16 protein-coding genes are annotated in these 18,702 nt (G+C 69.3%); 10 read left to right on the forward strand and 6 right to left on the reverse strand.

Features of this window, described 5'->3' with window-relative positions; translation table 11 throughout:
* Nucleotides 1-18: 18 nt before the first annotated feature.
* From MFF21_RS03080 to MFF21_RS03100, 5 genes are all read left to right on the forward strand, one after another.
* A complete protein-coding gene (locus MFF21_RS03080) occupies nt 19-228 on the forward strand; it encodes a hemin uptake protein HemP (protein WP_238309748.1) in 210 nt (69 codons plus the stop codon).
* Entirely contained in the window at nt 225-1,115 is an 891-nt protein-coding gene (locus MFF21_RS03085) for a heme/hemin ABC transporter substrate-binding protein (protein WP_238309749.1), read from the forward strand. Before MFF21_RS03080 ends, MFF21_RS03085 begins: the two co-directional genes overlap by 4 nt.
* The gene (locus MFF21_RS03090; protein ID WP_238309750.1) at nt 1,108-2,172 is read left to right on the forward strand and encodes a FecCD family ABC transporter permease; all 1,065 of its coding nucleotides are present in this window, start codon (nt 1,108-1,110) and stop codon (nt 2,170-2,172) included. The genes MFF21_RS03085 and MFF21_RS03090 overlap by 8 nt, the downstream gene beginning before the upstream one ends.
* Nucleotides 2,165-2,989, forward strand: coding sequence for a heme ABC transporter ATP-binding protein (locus MFF21_RS03095; protein ID WP_238309751.1), 825 nt, complete (start codon nt 2,165-2,167; stop codon nt 2,987-2,989). The genes MFF21_RS03090 and MFF21_RS03095 overlap by 8 nt, the downstream gene beginning before the upstream one ends.
* 186 nt (nt 2,990-3,175) lie before the next feature.
* Nucleotides 3,176-5,320: a TonB-dependent hemoglobin/transferrin/lactoferrin family receptor gene (locus MFF21_RS03100; protein WP_238309752.1), complete on the forward strand. Its 2,145-nt coding sequence runs from the start codon at nt 3,176-3,178 to the stop codon at nt 5,318-5,320.
* A 472-nt stretch (nt 5,321-5,792) separates the two neighbouring features.
* Here MFF21_RS03100 and MFF21_RS03105 read toward each other — a convergent pair whose 3' ends face one another.
* Nucleotides 5,793-6,041, reverse strand: coding sequence for a DUF6894 family protein (locus MFF21_RS03105; protein WP_238309753.1), 249 nt, complete (start codon nt 6,039-6,041; stop codon nt 5,793-5,795).
* A 907-nt stretch (nt 6,042-6,948) separates the two neighbouring features.
* Between MFF21_RS03105 and MFF21_RS03110 the strand changes: the two genes are divergently transcribed.
* The 3 genes from MFF21_RS03110 (at nt 6,949) to MFF21_RS03120 (ending at nt 8,317) form a co-directional block, all read left to right on the forward strand.
* Nucleotides 6,949-7,293, forward strand: coding sequence for a hypothetical protein (locus MFF21_RS03110; protein ID WP_238309754.1), 345 nt, complete (start codon nt 6,949-6,951; stop codon nt 7,291-7,293).
* Nucleotides 7,294-7,478: 185 nt separating this feature from the next.
* On the forward strand, nt 7,479-7,646 hold the full coding sequence (locus MFF21_RS03115) for a hypothetical protein (protein WP_238309756.1): 168 nt from the start codon (nt 7,479-7,481) through the stop codon (nt 7,644-7,646).
* A 218-nt stretch (nt 7,647-7,864) separates the two neighbouring features.
* Nucleotides 7,865-8,317: a GAF domain-containing protein gene (locus MFF21_RS03120; RefSeq protein WP_238309757.1), complete on the forward strand. Its 453-nt coding sequence runs from the start codon at nt 7,865-7,867 to the stop codon at nt 8,315-8,317.
* A 10-nt stretch (nt 8,318-8,327) separates the two neighbouring features.
* Here the strand turns inward: MFF21_RS03120 and MFF21_RS03125 are convergent, their stop codons facing one another.
* On the reverse strand, nt 8,328-8,594 hold the full coding sequence (locus MFF21_RS03125) for a DUF6894 family protein (RefSeq protein ID WP_238309758.1): 267 nt from the start codon (nt 8,592-8,594) through the stop codon (nt 8,328-8,330).
* Nucleotides 8,595-8,694: 100 nt separating this feature from the next.
* Nucleotides 8,695-9,114, reverse strand: coding sequence for a hypothetical protein (locus tag MFF21_RS03130; RefSeq protein WP_238309759.1), 420 nt, complete (start codon nt 9,112-9,114; stop codon nt 8,695-8,697).
* Nucleotides 9,115-9,820: 706 nt separating this feature from the next.
* Between MFF21_RS03130 and MFF21_RS03135 the strand changes: the two genes are divergently transcribed.
* Nucleotides 9,821-16,126 carry an autotransporter outer membrane beta-barrel domain-containing protein gene (locus MFF21_RS03135; protein WP_238309760.1) on the forward strand — a complete coding sequence of 2,102 codons (6,306 nt, stop codon included), beginning with the start codon at nt 9,821-9,823 and terminating at the stop codon, nt 16,124-16,126.
* A 57-nt stretch (nt 16,127-16,183) separates the two neighbouring features.
* Here the strand turns inward: MFF21_RS03135 and MFF21_RS03140 are convergent, their stop codons facing one another.
* A complete protein-coding gene (locus MFF21_RS03140; protein WP_238309761.1) occupies nt 16,184-16,564 on the reverse strand; it encodes a DUF4440 domain-containing protein in 381 nt (126 codons plus the stop codon).
* Nucleotides 16,565-16,840: 276 nt separating this feature from the next.
* Between MFF21_RS03140 and MFF21_RS03145 the strand changes: the two genes are divergently transcribed.
* Nucleotides 16,841-17,071, forward strand: coding sequence for a hypothetical protein (locus MFF21_RS03145; RefSeq protein WP_238309762.1), 231 nt, complete (start codon nt 16,841-16,843; stop codon nt 17,069-17,071).
* 121 nt (nt 17,072-17,192) lie between these two features.
* Here MFF21_RS03145 and MFF21_RS03150 read toward each other — a convergent pair whose 3' ends face one another.
* The gene (locus MFF21_RS03150) at nt 17,193-18,098 is read right to left on the reverse strand and encodes a phosphotransferase family protein (protein ID WP_238309763.1); all 906 of its coding nucleotides are present in this window, start codon (nt 18,096-18,098) and stop codon (nt 17,193-17,195) included.
* A gap of 188 nt (nt 18,099-18,286) precedes the next feature.
* Nucleotides 18,287-18,643, reverse strand: coding sequence for a hypothetical protein (locus MFF21_RS03155; RefSeq protein WP_238309764.1), 357 nt, complete (start codon nt 18,641-18,643; stop codon nt 18,287-18,289).
* Nucleotides 18,644-18,702 lie beyond the last annotated feature (59 nt).

Genomic DNA, 18,702 nt, shown 5'->3' on the forward strand with positions numbered 1-18,702 from the left:
GATTGTCAGAATTCCAAGATGGCAAACATCGGCAACCGTTCGGACCTCTCCTTCACGCAGGATCCCGCCGGCAGCGACGGCGAGACCGACGAATCCGATCCCGCATCGGGCGACACGATCGACTCGGCGGCCCTGATGCGGGGCCGGAGGGAAGTCACGATTCTCCATGCGGGCGAGCGCTACCGCCTCCGCGTCACCGCCAACGACAAGCTGATCCTCACCAAATGAGCGCGCTGTCCGCCCTCTCGCCCTGGACCCGCCGGGCCGTGTTGGCCGGTCTCTTCGGCCTCGTGGCCTTGCCCGGGCGGCCGGGGGCCGCCCAGCCGGCGGCGCGCATCGCCTCCCTCGGGGGCGCGGTGACCGAGACGCTCTGCCGCCTCGGCGCCGCGGGGCGGATCGTGGCGGTCGACACCACCAGCGTCTATCCGCCCGAGATCCTGCGGGAGAAGCCGAATGTCGGTTATCTGCGGGCGCTCTCGGCGGAGGGCCTGCTCTCGGTCCGGCCGGATCTGGTGATCGCGGCGGAGGGGGCCGGGCCGCCGGACGTCCTCGCCCTGCTGCGCGAGGCGGGCATCCCCGTCTCCCTGGTCCAGGAACCGCCGACGCCGGAGGGCGTCCTCGACAAGATCGCGACGGTCGGGCACCTGGCCGCCCTCGACGGGCCGGCCGAGGCGCTGTCCCGAGAGGTCGGCGCCGGCTTCGCGGAGCTCGCCCGGCAGCGCGCGCGGATCAGCCGTCGGGCCAGGGCTCTCCTCGTCCTGTCGCTCGCCAATGGCCGCGTCATGGTCGGCGGCCGCAACAGCAGCGCGGACGGCATGCTCGCCCTCGCCGGCGTCGAGAACGCTGCCGGCGGCCTCGAGGGCTTCAAGCCGATCGGCGACGAGGCGATCGTCGCCGCCGCGCCGGAGGCCGTGGTGATGATGCGCAACGGCCCGGACGCGCCGGGGCCGGAGGCCGTGTTCGCCTCCGGCACGGCGCTCGGCCAGACCCCCGCCGCCGCGAAGCGGGCCCTCGTCGCCATGGACGGCCTCACGCTCCTCGGTTTCGGCCCGCGCACGCCGGAGGCCGCCACGGCGCTGATGCGGGCGATCTATCCCGATCTGTTCCGTGGCTGAGGCGGCGGCATCGCTGGCCCCGCGGCGCAGTCTGCTCGTCTTCGCCGGGCTCGCGGCGCTGCTTGCCGTCGCCGGAATGCTCTCCCTGGGGCTCGGCGCGATCGCGATCCCGCCGGGGCGGATCTTCGACGTGTTGCTGTCGGGCGGCACCGATCCGGCCTCGGCGCGCGACGCCCTGGTGGTGCTCAACATCCGGCTGCCGCGGACGCTCCTCGGAGCCCTCGTCGGAGCCGGGCTGGCCGTCTCCGGAGCCCTCCTGCAGGGGCTCTTCCGTAACCCCTTGGCGGATCCCGCCCTCGTCGGCGTTTCCGCCGGGGCCGGCCTCGCCGCCGCCACCCTCATCACCCTCGGCGACCGGACGTTGCACGCCTTCGGAATGGCCGGCCCGCTGCCCTATGCCGTGCTGCCCGCGGGCGCCTTTCTCGGCGGAGTGTTGGCCACCTTCGGCCTCTATCTCGTCGCGACCCGCGCCGGCCGCACCTCGGTGGCGACGATGCTGCTCGCCGGCCTCGCGCTTGCGGCGCTGAGCGGTGCGCTGACGGGCCTCCTCGTCTACGCGAGCGACGACCGGCAATTGCGCGACCTGACCTTCTGGACGCTGGGCAGTCTCGGCGGGGCGACCTGGGCCAAGGTCGCGGCCACCGCCCCGGCGATCCTGCCGGTGCTTTTCGCCGTGCCCTTCCTCGGGCGCGGGCTCAACGCGCTGGTGCTCGGCGAGGCGGAGGCCTTTCATCTCGGTGTTCCGGTCGAGCGCCTGAAGCGCGCGGTCATCCTGCTGGTGGCGATCACCGTCGGTGCAGGCGTGGCCGCGGCCGGGATCATCGGCTTCGTCGGTCTGGTGGTGCCGCACACCCTGCGCCTGCTGATCGGGCCCGAGCATCGCCGGCTGCTTCCGGCCTGCGCCCTGCTCGGCGCCGCGCTGCTGGTGCTGGCCGATGTCGCGGCCCGCCTCATGGTGGCGCCGGCGGAACTGCCGATCGGGATCGTCACGGCCCTGGTCGGCGCCCCGGTCTTCCTGTGGCTGCTGCTCGGCCGGGCGAAGGCCCTCGATGTCTGAGCCCGGTGCCCTCGTCGCGGCGCGCGACCTCGTCTTCGAGGTGGGCGGGCGCGCCCTCGTCGCCGAGATCTCGCTCACGATCGCCCCCGGCAGCTTCCAAGTGATCGTCGGCCCGAACGGGGCCGGCAAGTCCACGCTGCTGCGCCTGCTCAGCGGGGAGCTGCGACCGAGCCGGGGCGATGTGCTCTACGAGGGCGTGCCGGTCGGCGAGATCCCGTCCTGGCGGCTTGCGGCCCAGCGGGCGGTGCTGCCGCAGAGCGCGCGTCTCGCCTTCCCCTTCTCCGCGGCCGACGTGGCGCGGATCGGTCTGGACGGGATCGGCCGCGGTCTCACGCGCCGGGACAGGCAGAGGATCCTGGCCGAGTCTCTGCAGAAGACGGATGTGGCGCATCTCGCGAGCCGCTCCTATCCGACGCTGTCGGGAGGCGAGCAGGCGCGCGTTCAGTTCGCCCGGGTGCTCTGCCAGCTCGCCGCAGGACGCACGTTGAGCACCGGACAGGCTCTGTTCCTGGACGAACCCACCGCCAGTCTCGACCTGCATCACCAATCCACCCTGCTCGAAGCGGTGGATGGCCTGAGGCGCGCGGGCGTTGGCGTTGTCGCGATCCTGCACGATCTGAACCTCGCGGCAGCCTATGCCGACACGCTGCTGGTCCTGGAGGGCGGTCGCATGGTCGCGAGGGGCACGCCCGACGCGATTCTCACCGATGCGTTGGTCGCCCGCGTCTTCGGGGTCTCCTGGCCGGTCGGGCAAGTTCCGAAGCCGCCGCAGCCTTTCGTGCTGCCACACCGAGTGTTGCCGGACGGCAACGCGTAAGTCGGGAGAAACGCGCGTCTGGAACGGTTTTAGTCTTTCGCAGAAGCGGCTTGGACTCGCACCAAACTGATGAGATCAAGCTTCCGTTGACCGATCCGTGATCGCGGCCCCATCACGGTATCCAGCCAGCCAGCCCTCCGCCAGCCAGCCAATGTCGAAACGCTGCCCTGTCTTGCGGAACCGGCCATGTCCTCCCGTCACGCCCTCCTCGCCAGCCTCGCGGCGAGCGTCTCCCTGCTCTCGCTCGATCTCGCCCGCGCCCAGAATGCAGCGGCTCCCCCGCCGGTCGTGCCTTCGGAAGTCGTGAGCCTCGACACGATCTCGGTGACCGCCACCAAGACCGAGGAGAGGGCGATCGACGCGCTCTCCGGCACCAGCGTGATCACCCGCGAGCAGATCAACCGAATCCAGCCGAGCCGGTTGTCGGAGGTGCTGCGGGACGTGCCCGGCGTGACCACCCAGGAGAACCAGAACGATCCGGCCCAGGCCATCAACATCCGTGGCCTGCAGGATTTCGGTCGCGTGAACGTGCTGGTCGACGGGGCGCGCCAGAACTTCCAGACCTCGGGCCACAGCGCCAACGGCGTGTTCTATCTCGATCCGGAACTGGTGGGCGGCGTCGACATCACCCGGGGTCCGACCTCGACCATCTACGGCTCCGGCGCCATCGGCGGCGTGGTCGCCTTCCGCACCCGCTCGATCGACGACATCCTCGCCCCCGACGAGACCGCCGGCGCGGTGCAGAAATGGGGCTTCGGCACCAACGGCCAGAAATTCCTGAATTCGACGGCCCTCGGCGCCCGCATCGGCGCCGGCGCGGACGTGTTCGGCCAGTTCGTCTATCGCAACAACGATCCCTATCGCGACGGCCTCGGAAACCTCGTGCGCGACACGGGCAACGAGCTGACCTCCGGTCTCGCCAAGATCAATCTCCGGCCCGCGGACGGCCACGAGATCAGCGGCACGGCGCTCATCCAGAATTTCGACTTCGCCAATAACGGCAGCAGCAATGCCGGCGCGCGCTTCCAGAACGCCGTTCAGGCCGACACCTACACCCTCGGCTACCGCTTCGCCCGGCCGGACGTGCCCTTGGTCGATCTCAGCGCCAAGGGCTACTACACGACCACGCACAACACCCTGACCTTCCTCAACGACACCGCGAGCGGGCTCTACCGCAATCTCGGCGTCAGGGCCGGTGACCGCATCACCTACGACATCGAGACCACCGGCTTCGACGTCCACAACACGGCCCGCTTCGACACCTGGGCGCTCAGCCATGCCCTGACCATCGGCGGCGACGCGGTGTTCGACCGGGTGAAGACGACGGACGAGGCCGGCGGCTTCGGCTCGGCTTTCACCCCCTCGGGCGAGCGCAGCCTCGCCGGCGCCTTCATCCAGGACGAGCTGCGCTACGCCTCCTGGCTGCGGGTGATCGGCGCCCTGCGCTACGACCATTACGACCTCTCGGGCGGAGCCTATCGTGCGAGCGGCGATCGGATCTCCCCCAAGATCACCGTCGGAATCTCGCCCTTCGAGGGGATCGAGTTCTACGGTACCTATGCCGAGGGCTACCGGGCGCCCTCGATCACCGAGACCCTGGTCCAGGGCATTCACCCCTTCCCGGCCTTCAACATCCTGCCCAATCCGACTCTGCGGCCGGAGGTGGCCCACAACATCGAGGGCGGCATCAACCTCAAGTACAATCAGATCTTCGCGCCGGGCGACACGTTCCGGGCCAAGGTCAACGTCTTCCAGAACGCGATCGACAATTACATCGACATCTCGTCCGTCGGCCCGACCTATTTCGTGCCGGCGATCCCCGGCATCCCGGCCTCGATCTGCACGCGCATTCCCGGCCGCTTCCCCTGCGTGATCCCGGTGCAATCGTTCCAGTATCTCAACATCGCCCAGGCGGAGCTGTCGGGCGTCGAGCTGGAGGGCGCCTATGATTGGGGCGGCGGCTTCGTCTCCTTCGCGGCGACGCATGTGGAGGGACGCAACCGGCAGACGCGCGAGACGCTGCTGAGCGTGCCGCCGGATCGGATCAGCACCACCCTCGGCCTGCGCTTCCTCGACGAGAGCCTGACGGTCGGCAGCCGCCTGACCTTCGTGGACAGTCGTCTCGACGTGCCCGCCGGAACGACGATCCCGGCAACCAAGGCCTATGCCCTGGTCGACTTCTTCGCCTCCTACCGCGTCAACGACCGCATCCGGGCGGATTTCATCGTCCAGAACGCGTTCGACAAGCGCTACACGCAGTACCTGAACCTGCTGGGGAGCCCGGGGCTGACCGCGAAGGCGGCGATCAGCATCAAGTTCGCCACGCGGTAGGAGGGGACGACGCCTCGGCGCGCACGGCCCTGTGTGTGCCCTCGCGCGGGAGACGGACGCGATTGCGTCACGACCGGACCCGGTTCCCCATCATTGTCCGCGGCCCACCGCGCGGAACGGATGCTGGAAATGCGGCGGCGAAGCACCCTGAAGATCGCCGCTGACAGCTTGATTGTTATGACGTGGGAGGCCGTTTCCGGCGGAGGTTGAGAGGCGCGGATGTTGGCTCTGGTGGCAGATTTTCGAGAAATTGGCCGATCGTGCTCCAACGGTGTCGGACATGTGCACACGTTCTTGATGCCGAAATGCTTTCTGCGCCTGTCGGTGCACGTTGCGGATCTGCGAGATTTGGCGTCGCGCTAGAAGACGGATGCCAGATTGCGCTAGTGAAATTTGTTCGGAAATTATAAAAATAATATATATTGTTTTTATGAGCCAAATATATTGGCGCAAATTTCATTATATGCGCCAACTATATAAATATACGAAAAAATTCTTTGTCACTGCTATTGTCGCGCGCAACGAGGACCCAACTATCGTCGGCATCGTTGAGTTCGCCGCTGGTGCGCATTTCTTCCACCACGGCGAGGGCATCCTTGAAGGCTCGCTCGGGGTCGTCGATTTCAACACCGACTTCGTCGCGAATGATTTTGCGATGACTTTGTAAGTCAAAATAATAGCGTGCCAAATCAATCACTCCATACGTCGTGTGTTTCAGCACCGCCGCCTCGGCCGCTCATCGTTGCGACGATAATCCAGACGTTCTCCGTAAGCGCATGGAAAATACGTAGATCTACTCGTTGTGGTTGTGTGTGCATAATTGTACGATGAACGACAATTTTTGATATCTTGTTGGGCGCTAGTGAAAAATCAATAAAAATACAAAAACAGCGGGGATAAAAGATCGATAAATCGTAGACTTTGGAGTTATTAGACGATGTCGCTCGTGGTTTGCCTCGACTTTTATTTTGCGAATGAGGTCCCCTCTCCGGAGAGAGATAGGGTCCGCGAACACGTGCGAAGAGTGCTCCGCAAGCTCATAAAACAGCTTTCCGACAAAAAACATGGGCAGGGGTAAAAACTTCTTTTACAGGCCGACACCATATGCGCTGATCGCGTCAGCCTATGGCGTTTGCTGCAAACTCATCGCCTTGCAGATGCGCTGTCCTCGATCTTCACTGCCCCACCGAGTTCTCTCATCTTCCGAATTAGGGCCGCCTTAGTAGCGGCCGAACAGAGCGCCATGTGCTGGGACGGCACGCCGGAGTGGCTACGGCGGATCGATCTGCCATGGCGGCGACGCACAAGTCTTTTCCATTATCCTTTCGAGAGGGGCTCGGGTTCAAAAAAGATCCTCGACGGTGGCCACCCCTCCCGTGTGCCTGCACATCCCGTGTTTTTGTGCGGCAAACGTCATCGTTTACCCTTGGTCGGAGCGGGCAAGGGTTCATGGGGCCGTGCGACAGCTGGGGAATCCGGATCCTGCGTCCTGAGGGGACGGGACGCATGCGATACGACGCGTCTCGATGGGGCGCTGCGTCATGACTGACCGGGAGCCGTGACGGAACCGGATCCCATATGGACCGGGAAGGCTGTCCGGCGGACCAAGGCGGCGAGGTCCTGCAAGCATGTCCATCCTCGAAACCCCGGACGGACGCTACATCGTGGTGCGTGGCCGCTTGTGGCGTCGACAGCGGCCCGATCTCCCGTCCCCGCAGCGGGATCGACTCGTGCATGACCTCATGGAGGCACGCCGCGCCGTCAAAGCTGCCAAGAGGAGCGGTGACGAGAGGGCGCTGGCACAGGCGCGCCACGCCGTGGACGACGCCAAGCGCGGACTGGGCGAGCGGGGGCCGGTCTGGTGGACGGATGGCGCGCCCGATCTCAACCGTCGCCTGATCGGAAACACGTGCTACACCCGGTGGTATGCCGGCCTGTCGGATGCCGAGACGTCTCCGCGGGACAGGCGTTGATTCCGGCGTGTCATGGGTCGCTTGCGCGCTCCTGAAAAGATCGGTGCGGGCGCAAGTTCGATGGCCAAGCCTTGAAGCTTCGCTGCGCTGCGCAAGATGATGCGGGAGACCGATGCGTGATCTTTCGAGAGGAGAATGTCTTGCCGCGACCGAGCCGCAATGCCTTGGACCAGGTCCCATCGCGCGTGGGCAGCATCGATCTGCTGGATCGCCTCGGTATCAAGACGGTCGAGGATCGAAATGCGGATCGTCGGAGGCTCGAGCGCAAGGCGCGGCTGGTGGCGCAGGCCAGGGAGGTGGGCAAGGATGCGCAACCGGCCCTGAGACCCCGCAGTCTTTCGACCTCGGATTAGCCCGGAGCCTTTTCCGCGATCACCGATGCGGCGTCGCCTGCGAGTCCTTCGAGGTGACTGTGTCGAGCGCCCTGCTGGCCTCCCTGAAGACGTGCGGTTCGTGCGCCATAAGGCGCGCCAGGATGAACCTGGACGGTTCCGGACCCAAGCTCTAGCCTCCCTGCATGCTCGATGATCGCTTCCGGTCTGATCCACGGCTAGTGCGCGCTGCCGATCTCATGGATGCGGCCCAATCGCTGGACGACGTGGTGGTGGCCCTGCGGCAAACCGCACGATGGATCGTGGGTGCTGACGGCATTGCCATCATCCTGAGGGAGAACGACTTTTGCCACTACGTGGCCGAGGATGCGTTCGAGCCGCTCTGGAAGGGGTGCCGTTTTGCGCTCCACGACTGCGTGTCGGGCTGGGCGATGCTGCACGGTGAGACGGTGATCGTCCCCGACATCCGGCGCGACCCCCGCGTCCCGGCGGCCCCCTATGCGAACAAGTCGTTGCGGAGTTTGGTGGTGGTGCCTGTTGGGGAGCCGGCGGTCGCGGCTCTGGGGGCGTATTGGTGCGCCATGGTGTTGCTGGATGACGGGACGGTGTCCCGCCTCGAAGCCCTGGCCCGTTTCGCCGGAGACGCCCTCGCCCGCCTCGAAGCGGCCGGGGAACTGAGCAGGACCGCCTGAGCCTCCGCGCTCAGTGGAGCGTCTCGCCCTCCGAGCCCGGTTCCGGCGCGGCCGCCAGCGCCTCGGTCAGGGCGAATTCGAGGACGATGGCGCGGGCCTCGTCCTCGACGAACAGCACCGCCTTGAGCAGATCGGGATCGCTGCCGGCGCCCTGGAGCAGCTGCAGGGCGAGGAGCCGGGCCGCCTCCCAGGCGGCATCCGGGTTCGCCAGCTCCCGCCCCTCGGGATCGACCACCACGTCGTCCCCGATATGCGTGTGGAAGAAGTAGCGTGGCATCGGCGGCGCGCCCTGTCCCTCGGCCCCGCCCCATGGCGCGGACCCGGCCTCTCTCTTAGCCGATCCGGCCCCGGAGGGGAGGGCACTCCGCCCGGGCGCCTCATCGCGGGCCGGAGGCGCCCGGCCGCCGCCGGCCGAGGGCCCGCTCGTATTCCCGGCGCTTCTCGTCGATGGCGTCCCGGCAGGACGGCAGCGGCCCGCGCGCCACGCCGGAACCGAGCCGGTCGGCCGGTGCGGCCCTGAGGGCCAGCCGGTCGCCTCCGTGGTCGATCGTCAGGGTCCAGCCGCTGCCGGTGCCGTAGCGGGCGGCGAGGGCCGCGTTGCAACGCTCGAGGAAGTCGAGCCGGGCGGTGTCCGCGTGGTCCTCATGCGCGGCGGCCTGCGCCAGCGCCGCGCAGATCAGATCCGAATCCGCGCGGTTCAGCCAGAGCGTCGCGGTGGAGAAACCCTCGCGCTCGGCCAGGCTCATCTCCTGCGACACCCGCTCCGCGAGGGCCGTGCGGCGGGATTTCTCGTCCATGAGGCCTTCCTGTTGGTCGAGAGCGTCGCTCCGGCCCCGTCGTGGCGGGCGCCAGGGGCTGGAGACAATTCCCAGAGGCGGGAGCCGTTGCGCCATCACCGCTCTGCCGATGCGGATCCGGCCTGCGGAAGCATTCGGCGCCTGGCCAGCAACAGAAGAGATGCAACGTCCACGCGCGAACGGAGCATCGGTACAGCTTCGTCAACCATCCGTTAAGGTTAACAATCCAGAAACGTCCCGCAGCGCCCTCATGGCCGCCGCCGGGCGCTTCCGACGCCTGTCCTCATGAGTCCGGTCCCGATGGATCTGGTGCCTTCCCGCCCGGGGGAGGCGACAAGGTGAGCGCACGGCGATGACAGGCAATCCTGACAGGCAATGTCGGCCGGATGGGGCCCGCGGACGGGTTCGCTCCCGTCGCGGTTCTTCGTGCTGCCCGAAGATATTTCATCTGTAGTTGTAATTTGCCGGCATCATGAAAAAGAAGCTGTGTCCATGATCCGAAGCATCCAAAAGAAAAATTGGGTGTTCGTTTCAGGTCACAGTCCTTTGTTCGTGCTCCCTATACGATGAAGGTGCGGCGCCAGGAATGCAGGCACGTTGACGGATCGTCGTGTCATAGTCCGACGCTCAGCATTCATGTGCCCGCATTGTCAGGTTCTGCACCTATCCGACGCGATACTCTGCGTATCGAAAGGACTGCATGTCGATGACCGCCTCTCCCATGCCCCGGCCTTCCCGGCAGATCGACGCAACCCGGATCGGCCGGGCCGTCGCATTGCTGGCGGGGGTGAGCGTCGGCGCGCTCATGACGGCGCAGGGGGGCAGGGCCTGGGCCCAGGACGCCGCCCGCTCCTTCGTGCAGCGCGGGAGCGACGGTCGGGAGGGGGTGGACTGCGCCCTGTTCATCGGTTGCCTGGGTAAGCGGCGGCCCGCGAACGACGGCGACAAGGGGCCGGACCTGCAGGTCACCCAGGGCGATACGCTCTCGAACGTGCAGGGCGTGGCCGTCGAAGCGAAATCGATCGGCGGTGCGGGAGGCCGCATGCCGAAGGCCCTTACTTCCGACAACGAGGCCGGGAACGGCGGAAACGGTGGCGCGGTCACCCTCAACGAGACCGGGGCCGTGAGCGGCGGTGTGGATCGTCAGATCGGGCTCGCGCTGATCAACGTCGCTTCCCAGGGCGGCAAGGGGGGCGAGGGCGGCAATGCCAGCATCGCTCGGGGCGGTGCTGGCGGGTCCGCCCGCCTCATCCTGCAGGCGCCGGTCTCCGCCTTCGGGGATCGCACCTCGGGCGTCTCGGTCCAGTCCAAGGGCGGCAAGGCGGGCGACGGCGCGACCTCCGCAAGCAAGCGCTTGGTGCAGACGGGCGGCCAGGGCGGCCTGGCGGAACTCGACGTCACCCCTTCGGGCAGCATCGTGACGCGCGGCGTCTCCGCGCCCGGCGCCGTGGTCGAGTCCCTCGGCGGTGATGGCGGCATGAGGAATACGCGGGGCGGCAGCGACCTCCCCGGCGATGCGGGAGCCGGTGGAGAGGCCGTGCTCGTCAACCGCGGCTCGATCGTCACCGAGGGCGCGACCTCGGTGGGCGTGCTCGTCCAGAGCGTCGGCGGCGCCGGCGGCGGCGATACCACCGGCATCAACGGCTCTGCGGGCGGCAAGGGCGGCGCCGGCGGCGCGGTCACGGTGGACCAGAGCGGGACCCTCGCGACGCTCGGGGCCTACAGCTCGGCCCTCATCGCGCAATCGGTCGGCGGTCCGGGCGGCGATGGCGGCCGCGCACCCTTCGGCAGCGGCGGCGATGGCGGCGCCGCCGGGGCCGGCGGCGCGGTGAAGGTGACCCAGTCGGGCACGATCAGCACCTGGGGGACCGGCTCGATGGGCATCCTGGCCCAGAGCGTCGGCGGCGGCAACGCCCTCGATGCCTTCCAGGCCTCGGCTCCGCAGACCGGGCGCGGCGGCGGCAGCGGTGGCAAGGCCGGCATCCTGCCTTTCACCTCCGGTGGCACGGGCGGCATGGGCGGCCTCGGCGGTGCGGTCACGGTATTGCAGCAGAACGGGATGATCGAGACGGCCGGCACGGACGCCTACGGCATCCTGGCCCAGAGCATCGGCGGCGGCGGCGGCGTGGGCGGCGCCGCGATCAAGCCGGGCGCCTTCTTCAGCTACGCGTTGGGTGGCGGCGGCGGGGCCGGGGGTCATGCCGGTAAGGTCCTGGTGCAGACGACGGGCGGGTCGATCACCACCTCCGGGGACGGGGCGAGCGCAATCCTCGCCGAGAGCATCGGCGGTGGCGGCGGCGCCGGCGGCGTCGCCACGGCCACGACCGCGAGCCCGGCCTTTGCGGTCGCCCTGTCCGTGGGCGGCAGCGGCGGCGGCGGCGGCAAGGGTGGCGAGGCCCGGATCGAGAGCAGCGCCAGCGTGAGCACCAGCGGTCGCGCGGCGGTCGGCCTCGACGCGCTCAGCATCGGCGGCGGCGGCGGCGTCGGCGGCTCGGCGCGGTCCACGGCCATCGCGACGCCGCTGGTCCTGCCCAATGGCAAGACTCTGCCAAGCATCGCCGTCTCGGCCTCGGTCGGCGGCTCCGGCGGACTCGGCGGCGAGGGCGGCCTGGCCAAGGTGATCAATGACGGCAGCGTCGTCACCTATGGCGGCGCCTCGATCGGCGTGCAGGCCCTCAGCATCGGTGGTGGCGGCGGCCTCGCCGGCGATGCCTTTGCCTACGCGCTCGCGGTCGCGCCGCCCGGCGAGGTGGCGTTGAGCTTCAGCACCACGCTCGGCGGAACCGGCGGCGGCGGCGGCAAGGGTGGCCGGGCCGAGATCACCAATAACGGCTTCGTCTCGACCTCCGGCGACGAGGCCGTCGGTCTTCAGGCGGAGAGCATCGGCGGCGGCGGCGGCAATGCCGGCAAGTCGGATGCGACGAGCAACAGTCTCAGTTTGCATCAGAACATCGCCGCCGCGCAGGCCATCGGCGGCAAGGGCGGCAGCGGCGGCGACGGCGGTACGATTGGCGTCGACAATCTCGGCACGGTGGTGACCGGCGGCAGCTTCGCCCACGCCATCCTGGCGCAGAGCATCGGCGGCGGCGGCGGCAATGGCGGCAGCGCCACCGGGCTCGCCATGCCCGGCCTCTCCTTCGACAAGACCCTGAACGATCTGGTCGGCAAGCTCCCGGTGGCGGACACCCTGTCGGTGACCCGCACCATCGGCGGCGAGGGCGGGGGCGGCGGCAAGGGCCAGGCCGTCACCGTGACCAATGCCGGCGCCCTGCGGACCGGCGGCTCCGACGCCATCGGCATCTTCGCCCAGAGCATCGGCGGCGGCGGCGGCACCGGCGGCGATGTCCAGGGCGCCGCCCAGGGCAAGCTCAAGGTGAACCTCACCCTCGGCGGCAAGGGCGGCAGCGGCAATACCGGCGGCGGCGTCACCATCACCAACGCCGCGACGGGCGGAATCGAGACCTGGGGCGACGGCGCCCACGGCATCGTGGCGCAGAGCATCGGCGGCGGTGGCGGCCAGGGCGGCAGCGTGGCGGCGCGCAAGGCGTCGACGCCGGATGCGGTCGGTGCGATCTGGACCCAGATCAAGCAGGCGATCGGGGTCGAGGCCTATCAGGACTGGGCGAAGGACAAGAAGAACAAGGACACCAAGGAAGCCCTCGATCAGTTCCTGAAGGACATCAAGGAGACTGACAAGTACAAGTCCCTTGCGGCCAAGATCAAGAATTCCGACTTCGCCAAGATGCTCCAATCCTACAGCAAGAGCGCGTCGGACTATCTGGCGGCTCAGAAGAAGGGCAGCGTCAAGCTGCCCGACGTGTCCGCGACCCTGAGCCTCGGCGGCGACGGCGGCAGCGGCGGCAAGGGCGGCGCGGTCACCGTCACCAATGACGGGGCCATCACCACCCTCGGCGCCGTGGCCCACGGCGTCTTCGCCCAGAGCGTCGGCGGCGGCGGCGGCCAGGGCGGCATGGCCTTCGCCGCCGCGACCAACGCCAACAACTACCGGGCCGTCCTCGGCGGCACGGGCGGCGACGGCAACGAGGGCGGCACGGTCTCGATCGTCAACCGCGGCGCCGTCGCGACGGCGGACGACATGTCCTACGGCCTTTACGGCCAGAGCGTCGGCGGTGGCGGCGGCAGCGGCGTGGGCGCCACGACCACCGGCAGCAGCAAGGAGGGCAGCCTGGTCGTCACCCTCAATGTCGGCGGCAACGGCGGCAAGGGGGGCAAGGGCGGCGACGTCTCGGTCGAGAACACGGGCGCGGTCGTCACCGCCGGCAGCGAGGCCCACGGCATCGTGGCGCAGAGCGTCGGCGGCGGCGGCGGATCGTTCCTGCTGCCGGTTGCCAAGGAGGCCGGCAAGACGGACGCCTCCGCACAGACCGGCAAGGCGCAGGCGGAGAAGACCCAGTCCGACAGCGATGCCAAGGAACTCGCCAGTGCGCTGCTGGCGGCGATCGGGATCGAGACGATCCCCGAACAGCCTTCGTCCGAGGGGGCGCCGAAGAGGTCCGGCAGCCTGACCCTGGGCGGTTCCGGCGAGGCGGCCGGCGACGGCGGCGCAGTGACGGTGACGCAGGGCGGCGCCATCACCACCAGCGGCTTCGGCGCCCTCGGCATCCTGGCCCAGAGCGTCGGCGGCGGCGGCGGCATGGCAGCGGCGGCGGCCAGCGCCAGCGGCGACGCCTACACCTTCGGGATCGGCGGCTCGGGCGGCGCGACCGGCAACGGCGGCGCGGTGGGCGTGACCCTCTCGGCCGGCGCGCGGGTGACGACCACGGGCGATGCCGCGACGGCGCTGCTGCTGCAATCGATCGGCGGCGGCGGCGGCTATGCCGGTGCGCATCAGGTGATGGGCTACGCGGTGCCGTTCCTGCTCGAGGAGGGTTCGAAGGGCTCGGGGGGCGCCCTCTCCGTCACCCTCAAGGAGGGCGCCGCGATCCGGACCAGCGGCGAGCGCGCCCACGGCATCCTGGCCCAGAGCCTCGGCGGCGGTGGCGGCCTGGTCGTGGACCTTTCCAACCCGATCCTCGCCTCCGGCGCGCTGGTCCAGGCGTCGGATCCGCCCAAGTCGCGCGCCACCTCCACCGGCTCCGGCGGCAGCATCACCATCGAGAGCGCCGGGTCGATCGTCGCCTCGGGCAAGGATGCCAACGCCATCTTCGCGCAGAGCGGCGTCCAGGGCGGCGACGGCCGCCTCGATCCGACCCGCGCGGGCGGCACCATCGCCATCACCGTCAAGGACATCGTCAGCGGCGGCAGCGGCACCGGCGCGGCGATCCGCCTGGAGGGCGGCGATTACAGCAACCGGATCCTGATCGACGAGCGGGCCGTGGTCAGCGCCGCCTCCGGCCGCGCCATCGTCGGGACGATCAACCCGGTCAATATCAAGAACCGAGGCGTTCTGATCGGCGATATCGTTCTGACGACCCTCCCAGGGACGATGAGCACCCTGACCAACGGGGCGGATGGCTACGGCGCAGCGATCCTGCGCACACGCCAGGGCGGCGTGATCGATCTGGGCGGCAGCGGCAACGGCTCGATGACGAACAACGCCACGCTCGATATCGGCGGGGTCGGCACCGTCGCCCGCACCGACGTGAAGGGCGATTTCGAACAGCGCAGCAGCGGCCAGTTGCTGGTCGACGTCGCCCCCCTCGCCCCGGCCGGCGCCCTGCGCGCCGACCTTCTGGCCGTGAGCCGCAGTGTCTGGCTGGACGGCACCGTGCGGCCCAACGTCATCGGAGGGCTCCTGCCTGGGCAGTACACCTTCCTGACGGCGGGCAGCATCGAGAACGCCAACGCGGCGACCTCGTCCACGACGATCCAGTCTGACTCGGTGCCGGTCTCCTGGGAGATCCTGCGCTCGGGCAACAGCCTCGCCCTGAGCCCGACGGCGCGCTTCACCGCGCCCGTCGGGATGACGCTCACCGGCGACCAGAAATCCACGGCCGAAGCCCTGCAGACGCTGTGGAACAACGGCTCGATCGGCGAGGCCGGCCTGTTCGCCCGCTTCCTCTCCGTGGAGAGCAAGAAGAGCTACGCCGCGGCGCTCGACGATCTGAACCAGGAATCGAACCAGTACGTCCTGACCGGCCGCACCCTCGACACCCGGGCCGGCCTGAAGCGGGCGATGAGTTGCCCCGCCTTCGAGGGCTCCGGCACCCTGTTGCGCGAGGGCGAGTGCGTCTGGGGCCGGGTCACGGCGGCCCGCACCAGCCTGTTCTCCTCACCCGGCGAGGGCGGCTACCGCCAGAACGCGCTCAGCTACCAGGGCGGCCTGCAGACCGAGTTCGCCCCGGACTGGTTCTTCGGCCTGTCGGGCGCCTATACCCGCGCCTACCAGAACGACTCCGACCGCATCAGCGGGACGACGAGCGACGCCGCCGACGTCTCGATGGCGCTCAAGCACCAGGTCGGCCCCTGGCTGTTCGCGGCCTCGGCCAATGTCGGCTACGCCTGGCAGAACAATCTCCGCTCGGTCAGCATCGGCGACGGGATGTGGTCGGCGCGCAGCAAGTCGGAGGTGCTGACGGCGGGCGGGCGCCTGCGGGCGAGCTACCAGTTCCTGTTCGACGGCTGGTACATCAAGCCCTACGCCGACCTCGACCTGCTCTACACGCACAGCCCGGCCTATTCGGAGACGGGCGCGCCGGAGGTCAATCTCGACATCCGCGCCATGAGCAAGACCCTGGTGGCCTTCAGCCCGAACGTCGAGATCGGCGGCCGCTTCGATTTCGACAACGGCCGCTGGCTGCGCCCCTACGGCATCCTCGGCGTGACGCTCCTGTCCGACGACCACTTCACCGGCCTGGCGAGCTTCCAGGGCAGCGGCGGCCTCGGGGTGTTCGCCACCGCCTCGCGCATCCCGGACACGATCGGCGAGGCCGGCCTCGGCTTCCAGATCGGGCTCGGCGGCGGCATCGAGCTGACGGGCGAGTACCAGGCCCATGTCGGCGACCGCTTCCTCTCGCATACCGGCACCGCCCGCCTCTCCGCACGGTTCTGAGATCGGCGGGCGCGGCGGGGTCGATCTCAACCAGGCCGGCGCCCGGTGCGGAGGCGGTCAGCCCCCGTCCGCCTCGTTGGGCGCGGCGGTGACCAGGGGTGGCGTCTGCTGGTGCTGGACCACGCGCCAGGTCTCGTGCGCCAGCCGCCGGTAGGTCGAGGTGCAATGCGCCTCGTAGGCTTCGCCGTCGCGGCGGGCCTTGGCGTGATAGGCGATCACGATGAGGCCCTCCTGCGGCCGCGCGATCTGTCCCTCGGAGAGCGCGACCTCGGTCCAGCGCGGCGTATCGGCCACCGCCTCGATCGCCTGCCGGCCGCTCATGACGAAGGGCGGCTGCGGCAGCACCATCAGGCACGCATCGTCGACCAGTTCGCGGTAGTGATCGGCGTCACCGGTCCAGAGGCTCTTCTCGAAGGACCACACGCGATCGTCGTCCATTCCAACCTCCTCGATGCCAGAGTGCCTGGAGAAGAGACGGGGAGGGCGGTCCGTTCCGGGCGCGACAGCGTGTCGTGTTCCCTCCGCGTCCCTTTCCCTCCGCGTCCCTCTGCCGGTCCGTTTCCCGCGGCTGCGTCATGGCGTGGCCGGCGCCCGGCCGGGTGAACCCTTCCCGGGCTGGCCGGTTCTCCTTCGCCGAAGGAGATGCGCATGTCGAAGACCATCACGTCCCGGTTCCGGTCGCGGTGAGACGCCGAGACCGCCGTCGAGCATCTCGTGCAGGAGCATGGCATCGACCGCGCGGCCGTGCGCATCCTGTCGGCCTCCGAGGCCAACAGCGCCGGCGTCGAGGCGGCCGGAGCCGATCTCGAAGACGGCCGCGCGAAAACCGTCACGGAGGGCGAGCCCGCCCTCGCGGGTGAGATCGCCGTCTCCGCCACGGTCGAGGCGGACCGGGCGGAGGCGGTGATCGCGTCGTTCAAGGCCTATGGCGGAGTCGGGACCTGAACGAGGCGACGCCCGGCTCCGAGAGCGCTCTGCGCCGAAGCGGACACCGGTTCGGCGTGAGAAAGCGCGTCACGACAAAGGCCTGGAGCCGCTCCCGGTGGCAACGGGATCGGAAGCGGCTCTAGACCGCGAAGCCCGTCAGGAAGCACATCATCCCCCACACGTCCTGGAAGGTCCCGCGCGGGCGGCGGGTGTCGCGGCGGCCGGCGGCTTTCGCAAGGCGGGCGCTGGCCGCGCGAATCTCGGGCTCGGCATCGGCCGGCTTGCCGAAGAGGCGCCCGACCAGCACCGGCAGGAGCCATGCCCGCACCTCCGCAGGGCGCACGCCGCTCGCCCGGCAGTACCAGTCGACATAGAGGCGCGCGAGGAGGGCGCGGATCGGCCCGATCGGCAGGACGCGCCCGTACCATCCCAGCTTCGCGCTGCCGTAACGCAGCAGCATCGCGCTGCGCGCCACGTCCGCGGCCGGGGCGCCGATTCCGGCCTTCTGCCAGTCGATGATCTGCAACCCGGCCGCGGTGACGACCACGTTGTCCGCGTGCAGGTCGCCGTGACAGAAGCTGTCGCCGCGCGGCAACCGATGCAGGGCCTCGAGGGCGGCCTGCCTGGTCGGCTCGGGCACCGGGGCCTGCTGGATCTGAAGGCGCAGCGTGTCCTCCAGCCGGCCCAGGGGCCGGGGCGCTTCGCGGACGTGGATCTCCCTCTGCAGCCGCGCGAGCCGGCGCAGGCCGAGGACGTAGCGAAGCGGGTGCCGGAGATAGGCGTCGTGCATGACCGGGCCGTGCAGCCGCTCGAACACGATGCCGCTGCGCTCGCCCCGCTCCACGACCTCCACCGGCTTCGGTACCGGCAGGCCGAGGCGATGGGCATGCCGGGACGCGGCGAACTCGCCCTCTACAGCGGCCGGATCGAACGGAATCTTGTAAAGTTTCAGGACGTATTGCGATCCGAGCGCGAAGACTTCCGCGCTGCGCCCAAGACCAAGTCTCGGTCCCGAAGGATGATCCGGCATCGAAGGCTTCGACATGCGCACCGCCGCTGTGAAGCCGCCCTCGACATAACCCTAGCAATACAACCTTTAGTTGGCAACGCTCATCGGACTCATCGGGGCCGCCGCGCCGGAGAGCTTGCCGCCCCGGCGCGACAGGGCGGAATCTCCCCGGACGCATCGTCCGAACCGGGGGCCGGACGATGCGCGCCGGCGGGAGGGGCGGGCTAAGGCAGGGCGCCGGCCTTCTCCTTGGCCTTCATCACCGTCTGCCGACACGCCTCGGCCTTGCCGGCCTTCTCCTCCTCGCTCGCCTGGGCCAGCAACGTCTTGGCCTCGCCGAGGCCGCCCGCGGTCGGCTTGCTGCCCGGGTCGGAAGGCTGGCCCGCCGGCGGCTTCTTGAGGGCCTTGGGGGAGTCGGACGAGGTCGGGCCGGCGGCCGGCGCCGTGCCGGTCACCTGTTCGGCGCCCGCGCTGTCGAGACGCCGCTGCAGCGTGGCGATCTCCTCCGAGCAGGAGGAGGCGAGGGCGGGGCCGGCGGCGAGCACGAGCAGGGCGGCCGGCAGGGCGAAGGGCAGGCGCATGGGATGGATCTCCGTCGGACGGGGGGAGGCCCTGGACAGGGCGCGGTGAGGAAAGTCCT

Source organism: Methylobacterium organophilum (genome assembly GCF_022179465.1).
In the GTDB taxonomy this organism is placed as follows: domain Bacteria; phylum Pseudomonadota; class Alphaproteobacteria; order Rhizobiales; family Beijerinckiaceae; genus Methylobacterium; species Methylobacterium organophilum.